This is a genomic window from Flavobacterium album (assembly GCF_003096035.1).
Taxonomy (GTDB): domain Bacteria; phylum Bacteroidota; class Bacteroidia; order Flavobacteriales; family Flavobacteriaceae; genus Flavobacterium; species Flavobacterium album.
The window spans coordinates 1,425,875-1,440,564 of record NZ_CP029186.1 but is presented as its reverse complement, the minus strand read 5'-3'; the positions used below and the strand labels follow the sequence as shown (position 1 = coordinate 1,440,564).

The window sequence follows — 14,690 nt, the reverse complement described above, 5'->3', positions numbered from 1 at the left end:
TAGCGGTACGATTGTTTTAACTTTAATTTTCAATTCCTAACTTTGAATACCTACTATAACGAATAACGGATGTATTTTCTGTCGCGCGAACTGTATTTCCCCCCTGTTGACGAGGCTTCGCCGGAAGGCATCGTGGCCATTGGCGGCGACCTTTCGCCCGAACGCCTGCTGCTGGCCTACCGCAGCGGCATCTTCCCGTGGTTTGAGGATGACGAGCCAATATTGTGGTGGAGTCCGCCGGAGCGGATGGTGTTACTTTTTGACGAGCTAAAGATATCAAAGAGCATGCGAAACATCCTGAACCGGAATATGTTTCGGGTTACATTCAATACCGCTTTTGCCGATGTTATTGCCAACTGCCGCGATATAAAACGCGACGGGCAGCAGGGCACCTGGATAACTGATGCTATGACCGAAGCCTACTGCACCCTGCACTCATTAGGATTTGCCAAATCGGTAGAGGTTTGGCATGAGGATGCCCTTGTGGGCGGATTGTATGGCGTGGATCTTGGTCACATCTTTTGCGGGGAAAGTATGTTCTCGAAAATGCCCAATGCCAGCAAGGTAGCTTTTATAGCCTTATGCAAAAAGCTGCAGGCCGAAAACTACAGGCTGTTGGACTGCCAGGTACACAACGACCACCTCGAAAGCCTTGGCGCGCGGGAGATATTGCGGGAGGATTTTTTAGAGGTGCTGCAGGGTTGATTTGTTGACGCGGAAATACGAATTTCTCCGCCTGTGCTGCCTTACGGAACGCCATAAATAAAAGTGGTATCTTTGCCGTGTGAAGAACAGATTTAAAAATACCATAGTAATAGCTATCGCCATCCTGTATTGTTTCGGGATTGGTATGTCCGGCAATGGTATTTCAGAATCAGTTACTTTTCTTTTAAAATCGTCGGGGCCTGAAACAGAAAATGTTTCAAAAATAACGGCCGAATTATCGCACCATATCGTTCAGCCTGCCGGTGCAAAGTTTTTTGCAAAAGCCGGGCATCCCAAATTCCTTAAGCTTTCTTTCAGCGGGCTGGTGGGCTATACCCCGATAGCCGGGCATGTAGCAGCACAGTCGTTTTCGCAATTTGTAAAAAGATCGCAAAACCTGCTCTTTTTTACAAACGTTGATATCATTTATCCCTTCCATTCTTTTTGGTAATTGTTTTTATAACGCCTGCGGGAAAATGTAAGCGGGGCTGCAATTTGGCAGTGCCCGGATCATTATTATTTATAAAAAACAAAAAAATGGATTTATCGACAACTATCATAGGAGTTGCCTTACTGGCAATCTGCCTTGTGCCGTTAGTACTGGCACACAATAAAAAAAAGAAAAAACAACAACAGCTTTTAAAAGCGTTAACAGGCCTGGCGGAATCGTATTCCTGCAAGATCACACAACACGACCTGTGGCAAAACACGGCTATCGGGATCGATGAAAATGCGAAATGTGTTTTCTTCGTAAAAAATACCGATGGCGCGAATTCGTTGCAAAAAGTACACCTTGCAGCTATTAATGATGCCTATAGTAATGGGGATCCGGACCCTGTGGCTTCCGAAAAACTGGAGCTGCTAATGGTGCATGCCGGAGGAAAAGAGTTCGATATAGCGCTTGAATTTTACAATCCTGAAGTATCCATGCAAATAAATGACGAATGGATTTTATTAAAAAAATGGCAGGGAATACTACAGGAGGCAATCCGGAAATAGATTATGCAAAAAACCCACTCGGCTGAGTGGGTTTTTATATTGTATAAGCGTATTTCTTAAGCTTCGAATGGAACTATAGAAACGAATGACTTGTTGTCACCTTTCTTCTGGAACTTAACAACTCCGTCAACTTTAGCGTGTAGTGTATGGTCTTTGCCCATGTACACGTTCTCGCCCGGGTTGTGCTTAGAACCACGTTGCCTTACGATGATGTTTCCGGCAATAGCAGCCTGGCCGCCATATATCTTAACGCCTAAACGTTTCGACTCCGATTCCCTACCGTTCTTGGAACTACCGACACCTTTCTTGTGAGCCATGATGTTTTGTTTTTAATTGTTAATATTATTCTGCAGTTTCAGTTGCGTCCGCTTTTTTAGCAGCAGCTTTTTTCTTTGGCGCTGCGCCTGCTCCGATGATGCCAGAGATCTGGATCTGCGTTAAAGCCTGACGGTGTCCGTTTTTCTTTTTGAAGCCTTTTCTCCTTTTCTTTTTGAAAACGATTACTTTGTCTCCTTTTAAGTGCTGCAGCACTTTGGCTTCTACTGAAGCACCTTCTATAGCCGGGGCGCCAAGGGTGATTGCTCCGTTGTCATCAAGCATAAGAACTTTCGCGAATGTAACCGCGTCGCCCTCTTTGCCTTCAAGACGGTGAACAAATACCTTTTGGTCTTTGCTAACTTTAAATTGCTGCCCTGCTATCTCTACGATTGCGTACATAACAATATGGTTTAATTAATTTTTTAAGTGTGCAAATATACAACTTATTATTTATCAGCCAACCCGCGTAAATAAATTTTCTAAAAAATTCACTGCCAGATAATTTCACGCAAAGATCCGCGATGCTTTATGCGCCAACAGGGCTAATGGTCACGGAAAGGCGCAAAGACGCAAAGCCAGGAGCACCGCGGTATTCATTGTAATACCTCGGTGCCTTATTCCATACTGTTTCCGGCATGAGTCTTTGCGACTTTGCGTGAAATTCAAAAATAAAGGGCATATAGTATCTGTTTAAATGCTGTTTCCTCAATATAAGCGCCCCCTGAAAATCATTTCCTAAAAAAAATATAATTTTATTGTAACAAAATCCCGAAATTGCACACCAATACCTAAATCAAAATAATTATTAAATTTTATGAAAAGATCGTTAATCGCTTTGGGTTCCCTCCTTATGCTTGGCGGAACAGCTTCTGCCCAGAAAGTGGCATTCGAAGAATACAATTTGGACAACGGGCTGCATGTTATCCTTCACCAGGATAAATCGGCGCCGGTAATCATTACTTCTGTAATGTATCACGTAGGCTCTAAGGATGAGAACCCGGAGAGGACAGGTTTTGCACACTTTTTTGAGCACTTGCTTTTTGAAGGCACGGAGAACATCAAGCGCGGTGAGTGGTTTAAGATAGTTACAGCCAATGGCGGTAACAACAATGCCAACACTTCTGACGACAGGACCTATTATTATGAGGTGTTCCCTTCGAACAACCTTGAGCTTGGTATCTGGATGGAAGCCGAAAGGATGCTTCACCCGGTAATCAACCAGATAGGTGTTGACACGCAGAACGAAGTTGTAAAAGAAGAAAAAAGGCTTCGTATAGACAACCAGCCTTACGGAAACCTTATTGCCGAAGTAAAAAAGAATATGTTTAAGGTACACCCTTACCGTTGGGCAACCATCGGCTCTATGGAGCACCTTGATGCCGCTACGCTTCAGGAATTCCAGGCTTTCAACAAAAAATTCTATATCCCTAACAATGCCGTTCTTGTAGTAGCAGGTGATTTTGACCCTGCACAGGCTAAAAAATGGATCAACCAGTATTTCTCTGTAGTTCCAAAAGGTACGCCTATTACACGCCAGACATTTACGGAGCAGCCGATAACACAAGCTTTCAAAGCACGTTACGAAGATCCTAACGTACAGCTTCCGATGGTAGTGACCGCTTACAGGACACCATCAATGAAAACAAAAGATGCCAGGGTTCTTGACATGATCTCTTCTATCCTTAGCGACGGAAAGAGCTCAAGGATGTACAAGAAAATCGTTGACGAAAAGAAAATGGCAATGCAGATAGGTGCATTTAACTACACACAGGAAGATGCAGGCCTTTACATAGTGTACGGCATACCAATGCCGGGCTTTACTGCCGAAGATATCATGAAGGAAGCGGATGCCGAGATCGTGAAGCTGCAGACAGAGCTTATCTCTGAAAGGGAGTTTACCAAACTTCAGAACCAGTTCGAAAGCCGTTATGTGAGCAACAACTCCAACGTAGAGGGCATTGCTGAAAACCTTGCTTCTTACTACCTTCTTTATGGCGATGTAAACCTTATCAATACCGAGATCGACATCTACCGTAAGATTACAAGGCAGGACATCATGGACGCGGCTAAGAAATACCTTAACCCGAACCAAAGGATGACACTTGATTATGTAGGAGCTAAAGACAAAGCACAAAACTAAGCACAGAAACAACATCATGAAAAAAGTAATATATCTATTAGCCGGCGTGTTCTTATCTATTTCCGCTACGCAGGCACAAGTAATACCAATGCCAAAGCCGGGGCCTTCGCCTACTATAAACGTTGGCAAGCCTGAAACATTCACCCTAAAGAACGGGCTTAAAGTACTGGTTGTTGAAAACCACAAGCTGCCACGCGTGTCATACAGCCTTACTATGGACAACGCCCCTTATGCCGAAGGCGCTAAAAAAGGCGTTAGCGATATGACTGCAGCCCTTATGGGAAGCGGCACCAAAAAAATGTCGAAAGACGCTTTTAACGAAGAGGTTGACTTTTTAGGAGCCAATATCGGCTTCGGCTCGCAATCGGCTTACGGAAGCGGATTGTCAAAATATTCTTCAAGGATACTGGAACTAATGGCCGATGGCGCCCTTAACCCGGTTTTCACACAGGAAGAATTCGACAAACAGAAAGCACAGATCCTTGAAGGGCTGAAAGCTGATGAGAAAAGTGTACCTTCTGTAGCAGCAAGGGTAAACAATGTTCTTGTATACGGCAAAAACCACCCTAACGGCGAATACCTTAGCGAAGAGACCCTTAACAATGTAACGCTTGCCGATGTTAAGAATAACTATGCTACTTATTTCGTACCGGGCAAGGCTTATCTTGTTGTAACAGGTGACGTAAAACTAAAAGACGTTAAAAAACAGGTTGAGAAGCTTTTCGGAGGATGGGCCGGAGGTACTGCCCCTACAGAGAGCTACAGCGACCCTAAAGATGTACAGTTCTCACAAATCAACTTTGTTGATATGCCGAACGCAGTACAATCTGAGATATCGGTAATCAATGTGAGCCACCTTAAAATGACCGACAAAGAATACTTTGCAACGCTTCTTGCCAACCAGATCCTTGGCGGCGGCGGTGAAGGAAGGCTTTTCCTTAACCTTCGTGAGGCGCACGGCTGGACATACGGCGCGTATTCTTCTATTGGCGGCGACAAATATGTAGGCGATTTCTCTTCTTCAACTTCTGTAAGGAACACCGTTACCGACAGTGCTGTTGTAGAGATATTCAACGAGCTTAAAAAAATGAGGAACGACCTTGTTAGCGAGGAAGACCTTAAGAATGCCAAAGCAAAATATATCGGAAGCTTCGTAATGAACATGGAAAAACCGGGCACTATTGCGCGTTATGCATTGCTTACGCAGACCCAGGGGCTTCCTGCCGATTTCTTTGAAAACTACATCAAGAATATCAACGCTGTAACTGCTGAAGACATCAGGAACGCAGCTAAAAAATATTTCCTTGCAGACAATGCGAGGGTAGTAGTTGTAGGTAAAGCGGCCGACGTATTGCCGGGCCTTGAGAAGAGCGGCATGCCGATCTTCTACTTCGACAAATTCGGTAAGCCGACAGAAAAACCAACTGTAAATAAGCCGGTACCTGCTGGTGTTACTGCTAAGACAGTTCTTGATAACTACATAAAAGCAGTAGGCGGCGAGAAAGCGCTTAAAGCTGTTAAAACAGTTATGACAAAATCTACCGCATCTGCACAAGGCATGTCGGTTGTATTTACGAGCAAAGTATCTTCTGATAAGAAACAGGCGGTAGAGATCAGCGTTGCAGGTATGGGCTCAATGTTCAAACAGGTAGTTGGCGAAACTAGCGGCTACTCTGTGCAGCAGGGTCAAAAAATGCCAATGGAGCCAGCTGATTTTAAAGAATCGAAAGAAACTGCGGTACCATTTGAGGAACTTACGATGGCAACTGCTCCGGGAGTAAGCCTTACTTCTATAGAGGCTATTAATGGTAAAGATGCGTACGTAGTTAAAAAAGGTACAGACGCTTACTATTATGACGTAGCTACAGGGTTAAAGATAGCTGAATCCCATGAGCAGGAAGGTCCTGATGGACAAAAAGTCCCAATGTTCACTTATTATGATGATTACAAAGAAGTTAAAGGAGTTAAACTTCCGCACAAGATCAATATGAATATCGGCATTGAGCTTAACCTTACAGTAACTGAGGCAAAAATCAACGAAGGCGTAACAGCTGCTGACTTCCAATAAGAATAATAATTGTTTTTGATAGAGAAGGCTCCTGCATTGCGGGAGCCTTTTTGTTTTAACTTTGATGAAAAGCAAAAATTATGGCAAGAAAATTTATGATAGATTATGAATCTGGTCCATATGGGGCTTATTTTAGCAGGGAAGAATTTTTCATACTCGTACATTACGCAATGAGGCTAAATCCAATACTTGGAGAAAAATTCTATTTTGCAGGAGAGACAGAATATATATACCGACATGAAAAAAATATTCCTATGGAAGGTTTGGAATATGACGAAAGTAATACTCCTTATTGGAATACTGTTGCTCTCTCCGAAGTGATAAAGTTTATTATCGATCAGTTAATCCCGTCTTTAGAATCAGAAACAGTTGATGATATGATCCTGATTTTGGGAGGTGGGAAAATTTACAAGCGAAAATTGATCAGGGCCCTGCATTTGTCAAAAGATTTGGCCTGATCAGCGCGGAAAACAAAATCTTTACCGAGCTCTATAATTACACCTATTTTTCAAAAAGTTTTATGGATGTTATAAACCATGCACTATTGCTTGGCGAACCATACACAATAAGCTATAATGAATAATCATAAATAATTAGTGACAAAAAAATAAATCATTATACTATCCATGATTACAAACCGTTTTGTATAAATTTGTAACCTGTTTTAAAAGAATTTATTAACCCAAATAAAGAGATATACCATGAAATTCGCAAAGACATTATCCCTTATCGCATTATCGGCTGTACTGTTCGTAAGCTGCAAGGACGCTTCTAAAGACGGCAACGTTGAAGGCACTGAAAAAGACAGCACGGCTGCTGACAGCACCATGAGCAAAGAAACGGCCGCCAATCTTGAGACTACCAGCTTTAAGATAGACGGCATGACATGCCCTGAAGGATGTGCCAAAACTATTGAGAAGAAACTGGCCGGCCTTGACGGTGTTGAGAATGCAAAAGTAGATTTCGAAAAGAAAACGGCTACCGTATCGTTCGATGCTGCAAAGCAAACCCCTGAAAAGCTTGTTGAAACTGTTGAGAAAATCGCGGATGGCGCTTATAAAGTATCTGATGTGAAGTCTTCGGGTGATAAGGCTTTCTACTCTGTACAGCAGGAAAAAGAGAAAAAGAAAGACACTAAGAAGGATAAAAAAGCCAAAGGCAAAACAGCTAAAGAGGGCTGTGGCGAGAAAAAAGGCGGATGCTGCTCAGGTGGCGGAAAAGCTTCTTGCGGGCATGATAAAGCCGGAAGCATGTAATATAAGGCTTATACAATTTTGAAAGCATCTGTGAAAGCAGGTGCTTTTTTTTTGCAACGGATTACCTGAATCCTATTGATTTTATAGCTAACATCAATAAATTGACATGAACGCACCATTATTTATTAAGTTGACGCACTTTTTTGTCACAGGACAAGTTTGCGGTAAAATATCTACTTCCACTTTAGGGTTTCCATGATATTGCGCATATCGTCCTTGATGTAGCTTGCAGCCGGCATTATGGAATCGAAGTTTGGTTTGGCATAAAAATACATGGAGCCGGTAAGAAAATGGCGCGTGCTGTCGGTTACATAGAACTGGGCATTGGTAGCAGCATCCCCTCCTACCTGGTAAAACATCCCGTAGACTTTCTTTTCAGGGTTCAGGTAAGGCTGTTCCTGTATAGCATCGGCTTTTATCACGTGCTCATAGGTCAGCTTCTGGGCATCGCGTAAAAGTGCCTCAAGGTTGTTGCCTTCTACCGTTTTATAAGTAAGGTATAAAGTCGCCTTCATTTTAGGGTATTCGATGGTCAGGTTGCAATTTCCCTTGTCCTTGATACGCGCCAGCGAATTGTAGCCGAAGGTGTACGGGCAGTCCCCATCATAAGGGATGTATTTGCCCATAGGGTATTCCAGCCTCAGGTAAGCCTGGGGCTTTGGCACAGTGTCTTCTTTACAGCTTATGGCTAAAACTGCGATCGCGGACAGCATTCCGGCAGCGATAACTTTTTTTATACTTTTCATTTAAGCGTAACCTTGATTTGTTTTATCCTTCTCCTGTCTACCGATTCGACGGTAAAGATATTACCCTTAAAGGTAATTTTCTGCCCTTTTTTCGGAAAATTCCCCCATCGCTCCAACAGGAACCCGGCAAGCGTTTCGGCTTCTCCTTTGGCAGCTTCAAAATCGTCTTCCTCAATATCGGTTATCCTGTAAAAATCCTTCAGGTTTATCTTTCCGTCGAAGAGGTAATTCCGGTCGTCTATTTTTGAGTAAATGATGTCCTCATCGTCAAACTCATCGCTGATGTCCCCTACGATCTCTTCCAGGATATCTTCCAGCGATATAACACCCGATGTGCCACCGTACTCGTCGACCACGATGGCCAGGTGGTTTTTCATGCCCTGGAATTCCTTGAGCAGGTTGTCCAGCTTTTTGTTTTCGGGCACAAAGAACGGCTCCCGGATGATGGACTGCCATTCAAAACCTTCGTTGTCTATATGCGGCAGCAGGTCTTTAGTAAACAGAACGCCCTCTATACTGTCAATATTGTCTTTAAATACCGGAATGCGGGAAAAGCCCATATCTATTATTTTTGGAAGTATTTCACCAAAAGAAGCTCCTATATCCAGTGCAAAAAGGTCGATGCGCGGTGTCATGACCTGCGTTACTTCGGTATTGCCAAAGGTCACGATGCCTTCGAGTATCTTTTGTTCTTCTATGGTAGCATCGCCATAGTCGGTAAGCTCGAGCGCCTGCGAAAGCCTGTCTACCGAGAGCCCGGCTTTCTGTTCGCCAAAGCGTTTCTGCAGCCTGACGGTGACTTCCCGCATTGGGACGCTTAAAGGCGAAAGCACCCTGCTTAATGCCACGAGCGGAAGGGCGGCTTTTTTCGAAAAGCGCTTGTTATTGCGCACGGCATATATCTTAGGAAGCACCTCGCCAAAAAGCAGGATAAGCAGCGTGATTAGCGATACCTCTGCTGTAAAGCGCAGCCATGGGATGTGTATTGCCGAGAACGCATTTAGCCTGAAGAACAGGATAACGATGGCAATGTTGATGAATGTATTGGTAATTGTAATAGTGGCCAGCAGCTTCTTGGGCTTTTCGAGCAGCGAAGCGATCATACTGCCTTTCCCGGGGCTTTTCTGGTTTATTTTTTCAATATCCTGCGGGGTAAGCGAGAACAGGGCTACCTCGGTACCCGAGATAAATGCAGAACACAGCAGCAGGATAGCAATCCCTGTAAATCCTATGACAAGGTTATAATCTATCGTTGTGAAACTCGAGGGGTCGGGGTCCAAAATTCTGGGTATTGGTTAAACGGTCAAAACGGCAGGTCGGTATCCGGCGCCGGCACGTTCTGTATATCATAATTCGGTTTTGCAGGCTCGGCCACTGCCGAAAAATGCTGCCTGTTGTGGTCCAGTTCTTTCTTGGTGTTCAGGAAGGTAAATTCCGTCACCTGTATCTCAGTGGTATATTTTGTTGTACCGTCCTCAGCCTGCCACTGGCGTGATTTGATGCGGCCTTCCACATAAATCTTATCGCCTTTGCTAAGGTATTTTTCGCATATCTCGGCAGCCTTGTTGCGTACCACAAGGTTATGCCATTCCGTCGAAGTAATCTTCTCGTTCGTCTGCTTGTTGATGTAAACTTCGTTGGTAGCCAGCGGGAAGCGCCCAATGCAGTTGCCCCCTTCGAAGTAGTGTATCTTTACATCGTCGCCCAAATGCCCTATAAGCAGGACTTTATTCAGTGTACCGTTCATGGCTTTGGTGTTTATTCACTCAAATATACTATATAAACCTGACTTATTAATTGCATTGGGCAAAATTTTCACGCATGGTATAAAGAATGAAACTTAAAATTAGTAACTGTCTAACTTTAAAAAGAAGAATTTTAACCACATAGATACATAGCTTTAAAAGGTAGTTTTAAGGCTCTCAAAAGTAACACAGAGCATGAAGCTTCGCTTTACTATGTGCGAATATGTCACCTTCACTCAAAAAATCCCTATAAATCCCTATAAATCCTATGTATCTATGTGGTTAAAATTGATTTTATAAAATTTTAGACAGTTACTTAATTCCGGTTAGCAGAAAACAGGTCGTTTGCATTTAATGCCCAGTAGCGTTCCATGAAATTATAGATCACTATCGGGAATGGATATTTCATGGCTTCTTCTCTACTGATTGCGTCAGGCAGTGCAACATCTGCCTCTATCTCCCAGAACCGGATGCTGAGATGCTGATGCGACAGCTTGTGCAGTATGCGCTCACGATTAAGGAGTGTTATATCTGCAGGAACAAAACCAGTATCCGGCTGAGTGGCCTTCCCCTCCTCTGGAGAGCCTGTCCCGCTATGGCGGGGTGGTTTAAAGTATGCTATGATCATTTGTTTCATCTCTTCAACAGAAAGCTCCCCTTCCGTCTCGATCAGCGGAAATTCATATAAATTATGCCAGATACCTTTGGCTGTCCGTTTATTTACGGCCGTATTCCCGGCAGCGTCCTTAACAATAAGGTAATTAAAAAACCTGTCGGTCACCTTTGTCTTCTTTAGCTTTACCGGAAGCTGGTTCACACGGCCGGTATTAAAGGCAACACAATCTTTATTAAAAATACATACGCCGCAGTCTGGGTTTTTTGGCACGCATTGCAGCGCACCGAATTCCATCATCGCCTGGTTGAATGTGGCAGCATCATCTTTAGGCAGCAGGGACGCAGCAACCTCCGTAAACTGCTTTTTAGCGCCGGATGAGGAGATATCGGTTTCAATACCGAAATACCGCGCCAGTACACGGTACACATTTCCGTCTACCACAGGCACGGGTTCACCATAGGCAATGGAGGCAATGGCAGCGGCGGTATAATCGCCCACACCTTTTAATGTAAGGAGCCCCTTGTAGCTATCGGGAAACTTCCCATCCATCTCAAAAGCTACCTGTTTGGCCGTGGCATGCAGGTTGCGGGCGCGGGAGTAGTAGCCCAGTCCCTGCCATAGCTTGAGCACCTGCTCTTCGGGCGCGGCGGCCATATCCTGCACGGTCGGAAACGCTTCGGTAAACTTCAAAAAATACGGCAAACCCTGCGCTACGCGCGTTTGCTGGAGCATGATCTCGGAGAGCCATATCCGGTAAGGTGCAATAGTTTTACGCCAGGGCAAATCGCGCTTATTCTGTAAATACCATTGAATTAAAGACTTAGAAAATTCCATCATAATTATGCAGTCAGGCAAAAGTAAAGTTTATGTTATTAAATTTTAATAGATTAACCTTGAATTATTGTTTTTTTAATTGTTATATTTGCACACTTAAAAAAATACACACAATAATAAATTAGAAAGAAAATGACGAAAGCAGACATCGTAGCGAAAATCTCCGAAAAACTAGGACTGGAAAAAGGAGATGTACAGGCAACAGTTGAGTCTTTTATGGAAGAAGTGAAAAATTCTCTTGAAACAGGTGACAACGTTTACCTAAGGGGTTTCGGAAGCTTCATTATCAAAACGCGTGCTGAAAAAACAGGCAGGAACATATCTAAGAATACTACTATCAAAATACCTGCACACAATATCCCTGCATTCAAACCTGCAAAAATATTTGTTGACGGTGTAAAAACAAACACAGAAGCTAAGTAATTAATTATTAACCACCCTAACCCTTAGACACTATGCCAAGTGGTAAAAAAAGAAAAAGACATAAGGTAGCAACTCACAAACGTAAAAAAAGAGCGAGAGCTAACCGTCACAAAAAGAAAAAGTAGTGTAATACTACTTTTTCTTTTTTCAAAACGTTCATTGAAAAATGATTTCAGATTTTAGATTGTAGATTTCAGATTTAGCTGCACTGCGCTAAATACTGCGACTGCGACTGACAACTGAATTCCGGGTACACAAAATACCTGTTTAAATTTTGTTTAATCCATCTGTACTTTGGTTGATAGTTGATAGTTGATGGTTGATGGAAGCTTCCGACAACCGACAACCGACAACCAACAACTGGTATGGATAAAAATGTACAGTGTGAATAAAGAACTTATTATTCGATCAGGTTCTGACGCAGTAGATTTTGCCTTATTAAAAGATGGAAAACTAATTGAATTACACAAGGAAAAGGAAGACAAGGACAAGTTCTCTGTAGGCGATATATTCATTGCCAAGATACGGAAGCCAGTTGCCGGCCTCAACGCCGCCTTTGTCAACGTAGGCTTCGAGAAGGATGCATTCCTGCATTACCACGACCTCGGGCCTAACCTCCCTTCCCTGCTGAAATTCATGAAACTTGTAAGCGCAGGTAAATTAAAAGATTATTCCCTTAAGAACTTCCCTTTCGAAAAAGAGATCAACAAAGACGGGGCCATAGCCGATGTGCTGAGCGCCAACCAATCCGTGCTTGTGCAGGTAGTCAAGGAACCCATATCGACCAAAGGCCCAAGGATAAGCTCTGAGCTTTCGCTGGCCGGCAGGTATGTGGTACTGGTACCGTTCTCCGACAGGATCTCCATCTCACAAAAGATAGAATCCAAAGAAGAAAAGGACCGCCTGAAACGGCTTGTACAGTCGATCAGGCCAAAAGGTTTCGGCGTTATCGTGCGAACGGTAGCCGAAGGGAAAAAGGTAGCAGAGCTGGACCGCGATTTGCAGAATTTACTGGACAAATGGACAGGAATGTGTAAACGCCTCCCAAGCGCACACCACCCGAGCAAGGTTTTGGGAGAGGTCAACAAGGCTTCCTCCATTTTGCGCGACGTGTTCAACGACACGTTTACGGGAATTTATGTGGACGATGAGGACCTCTTCTACCAAACGAAGGACTATCTGCAGGAGATAGCCCCTCAAAAAGCGAATATCGTAAAGTACTACCAGAACAGGGACCTGCCGCTCTTCGAGAAATACAATATCGAAAGGCAGATAAAGACCTCATTCGGTAAAACGGTATCCATGAGCAAAGGCGCCTACCTTATCATTGAGCATACGGAAGCCCTGCACGTTATCGACGTGAACAGCGGTAACCGCTCTAACAAGGCCCTTAGCCAGGAAGATACCGCCCTGGAGGTGAACATGATTGCTGCCGCAGAGATTGCGCGCCAGCTGCGCCTCAGGGATATGGGCGGCATCATCGTGGTGGACTTCATAGACATGTCTAACCCTGATAACCGCAAAAAGCTATTCGACTTCCTAAGGGACGAAATGAGCGACGATAAAGCAAAACACAAGATCCTGCCTCCGAGTAAGTTTGGACTTATCCAGATCACTCGTCAACGGGTAAGGCCCGAGGTGAACATCAAGACGCGCGAAGACAACCCCAATGCTACCGGCGGGGAAATAGAAGCGCCGATACTGGTGATTGACCGGATTACGGCCGACCTTGAAAGAATTATGAAGACCCACAAAAAGATTGTGCTTAATGCACACCCTTTTGTGGCAGCCTATTTAACAAAAGGCTTCCCATCCATACGCTCCAAATGGTTTTTAGAGCACCGGAAATGGGTAAAAGTTATACCACGTGACGCTTACACGTATTTAGAATACCATTTTTTTGATAGCGAAGGAAATGCTATCGCAGAATAACATGAACCGCTTCTACAGATGTAGGGGCGGTTTTTTTGTTTGCATCAGTGCTGAATGAGTAGAATTTTATATCTTTAATCAAATTAATCTTTAGTTCCTCAAGCCATCAATAATAACGAAATGAGATTAACTGATTTACTTATTCATAAAAAATTTGGACAATCTAAAAATGTTGATATTCGTAAAGAGTGTATTGTTTTTCAAGATATAAATGCTGTTCTATTTCTTAATGAGTGGCAAATCTGTAATTTAGATGAATTCGATAATTTCATTTCACACTATAACTTTCCAAATCATAAAGAGTTCAAACAAAAAGATAAGGATCGGGTAAGAAATAACTTCCCTAAACCCCAAGTACTTTTAACAAAAGTGGAACAAGACCATAATGTTCGGGTTGCCTTAGCTTTATATCCAAAGGAACTTTTAACAGGTAACACTTTGTTGCACCTCAGAAGTATAAATAAATTTGAACAAATGGATATACGATATTTCATAAACTATACGAGTGCTCCTATTAACGAACCTAAAATAGTAAAGCATGAGTTTTATGAATATTGTCAGTCGAGTGATATTTTATTTGATTGTAATTTCATAAATAACTTAGTTAGTGAATTTTGGCGATTGAGAATTGTAACATTGAAATTTGAAGAGTTTATTATGCTTATGTATGCCTTCGATAAGAATCAGTCTTTATCTCAAGAAGAATTAAATTCATTGGTGACTTCATTTAAACACAAACCGAAGCAACCAATTAATAGCACTTTCAAAACAATTTAGACCGAGTATAGTAAAATTAACACTACCATTTAGTTTACGTTACTTCCTCAAAAAATAACAATAAATTCTTACAGAAGTAAAGTATAGCTGTTGTTTAGCAATCATTTATGCTTCCGAATAAAACGAATTTC

At 43.0% G+C, this 14,690-nt stretch carries 17 protein-coding genes; 10 read left to right on the top strand and 7 right to left on the bottom strand.

The window, feature by feature from the left end; genetic code table 11:
• Positions 1 to 69 precede the first annotated feature (69 nt).
• From aat to HYN59_RS06265, 3 genes are all read left to right on the top strand, one after another.
• Positions 70 to 705 (top strand): leucyl/phenylalanyl-tRNA--protein transferase, encoded by a 636-nt coding sequence (aat, locus tag HYN59_RS06275; protein ID WP_108777457.1) that lies wholly within the window; start codon positions 70 to 72, stop codon positions 703 to 705.
• 79 nt (positions 706 to 784) lie between these two features.
• A complete protein-coding gene (locus tag HYN59_RS06270) occupies positions 785 to 1,156 on the top strand; it encodes a hypothetical protein (protein WP_108777456.1) in 372 nt (123 codons plus the stop codon).
• An 86-nt stretch (positions 1,157 to 1,242) separates the two neighbouring features.
• Positions 1,243 to 1,704, top strand: coding sequence for a hypothetical protein (locus HYN59_RS06265; protein ID WP_146185876.1), 462 nt, complete (start codon positions 1,243 to 1,245; stop codon positions 1,702 to 1,704).
• A gap of 56 nt (positions 1,705 to 1,760) precedes the next feature.
• On the opposite strand, the gene rpmA is transcribed toward HYN59_RS06265, so the two are convergent.
• The 3 genes from rpmA to HYN59_RS18020 form a co-directional block, all read right to left on the bottom strand.
• A complete protein-coding gene (rpmA, locus tag HYN59_RS06260; protein ID WP_108777454.1) occupies positions 1,761 to 2,021 on the bottom strand; it encodes a 50S ribosomal protein L27 in 261 nt (86 codons plus the stop codon).
• Positions 2,022 to 2,046: 25 nt separating this feature from the next.
• Positions 2,047 to 2,421: a 50S ribosomal protein L21 gene (rplU, locus tag HYN59_RS06255; protein WP_108777453.1), complete on the bottom strand. Its 375-nt coding sequence runs from the start codon at positions 2,419 to 2,421 to the stop codon at positions 2,047 to 2,049.
• Positions 2,422 to 2,548: 127 nt separating this feature from the next.
• Positions 2,549 to 2,701: a hypothetical protein gene (locus HYN59_RS18020; RefSeq protein WP_181369518.1), complete on the bottom strand. Its 153-nt coding sequence runs from the start codon at positions 2,699 to 2,701 to the stop codon at positions 2,549 to 2,551.
• A gap of 135 nt (positions 2,702 to 2,836) precedes the next feature.
• Here HYN59_RS18020 and HYN59_RS06250 point away from each other — a divergent pair, with 135 nt between their 5' ends.
• The 4 genes from HYN59_RS06250 (at position 2,837) to HYN59_RS06235 (ending at position 7,486) form a co-directional block, all read left to right on the top strand.
• A complete protein-coding gene (locus HYN59_RS06250; RefSeq protein ID WP_108777452.1) occupies positions 2,837 to 4,162 on the top strand; it encodes a M16 family metallopeptidase in 1,326 nt (441 codons plus the stop codon).
• A 16-nt stretch (positions 4,163 to 4,178) separates the two neighbouring features.
• Positions 4,179 to 6,230 (top strand): M16 family metallopeptidase, encoded by a 2,052-nt coding sequence (locus tag HYN59_RS06245; protein ID WP_108777451.1) that lies wholly within the window; start codon positions 4,179 to 4,181, stop codon positions 6,228 to 6,230.
• Positions 6,231 to 6,310: 80 nt separating this feature from the next.
• Positions 6,311 to 6,688, top strand: a complete 378-nt coding sequence (locus tag HYN59_RS06240) for a hypothetical protein (protein WP_108777450.1) — start codon at positions 6,311 to 6,313, stop codon at positions 6,686 to 6,688.
• 243 nt (positions 6,689 to 6,931) lie between these two features.
• Complete coding sequence (locus HYN59_RS06235; protein ID WP_108777449.1) at positions 6,932 to 7,486, top strand: heavy-metal-associated domain-containing protein; 555 nt, start codon at positions 6,932 to 6,934, stop codon at positions 7,484 to 7,486.
• 173 nt (positions 7,487 to 7,659) lie between these two features.
• On the opposite strand, the gene gldD is transcribed toward HYN59_RS06235, so the two are convergent.
• The 4 genes from gldD to mutY all read right to left on the bottom strand — a co-directional run bounded on the left by gldD (position 7,660) and on the right by mutY (position 11,427).
• Positions 7,660 to 8,232, bottom strand: coding sequence for a gliding motility lipoprotein GldD (gldD, locus tag HYN59_RS06230; RefSeq protein WP_108777448.1), 573 nt, complete (start codon positions 8,230 to 8,232; stop codon positions 7,660 to 7,662).
• Positions 8,229 to 9,512, bottom strand: coding sequence for a gliding motility-associated protein GldE (gldE, locus tag HYN59_RS06225; RefSeq protein ID WP_108777447.1), 1,284 nt, complete (start codon positions 9,510 to 9,512; stop codon positions 8,229 to 8,231). Before gldE ends, gldD begins: the two co-directional genes overlap by 4 nt.
• Positions 9,513 to 9,535: 23 nt before the next feature.
• Positions 9,536 to 9,979, bottom strand: coding sequence for a single-stranded DNA-binding protein (locus tag HYN59_RS06220; RefSeq protein ID WP_108777446.1), 444 nt, complete (start codon positions 9,977 to 9,979; stop codon positions 9,536 to 9,538).
• Between the two features lie 314 nt (positions 9,980 to 10,293).
• Entirely contained in the window at positions 10,294 to 11,427 is a 1,134-nt protein-coding gene (gene mutY / locus HYN59_RS06215; protein WP_108777445.1) for an A/G-specific adenine glycosylase, read from the bottom strand.
• A 132-nt stretch (positions 11,428 to 11,559) separates the two neighbouring features.
• Between mutY and HYN59_RS06210 the strand changes: the two genes are divergently transcribed.
• The 3 genes from HYN59_RS06210 to HYN59_RS06200 all read left to right on the top strand — a co-directional run bounded on the left by HYN59_RS06210 (position 11,560) and on the right by HYN59_RS06200 (position 14,559).
• A complete protein-coding gene (locus tag HYN59_RS06210; protein WP_108777444.1) occupies positions 11,560 to 11,850 on the top strand; it encodes an HU family DNA-binding protein in 291 nt (96 codons plus the stop codon).
• A gap of 375 nt (positions 11,851 to 12,225) precedes the next feature.
• The gene (locus tag HYN59_RS06205; protein ID WP_245895711.1) at positions 12,226 to 13,782 is read left to right on the top strand and encodes an Rne/Rng family ribonuclease; all 1,557 of its coding nucleotides are present in this window, start codon (positions 12,226 to 12,228) and stop codon (positions 13,780 to 13,782) included.
• Positions 13,783 to 13,902: 120 nt separating this feature from the next.
• Positions 13,903 to 14,559 (top strand): hypothetical protein, encoded by a 657-nt coding sequence (locus HYN59_RS06200; RefSeq protein ID WP_108777443.1) that lies wholly within the window; start codon positions 13,903 to 13,905, stop codon positions 14,557 to 14,559.
• Positions 14,560 to 14,690: the final 131 nt, after the last annotated feature.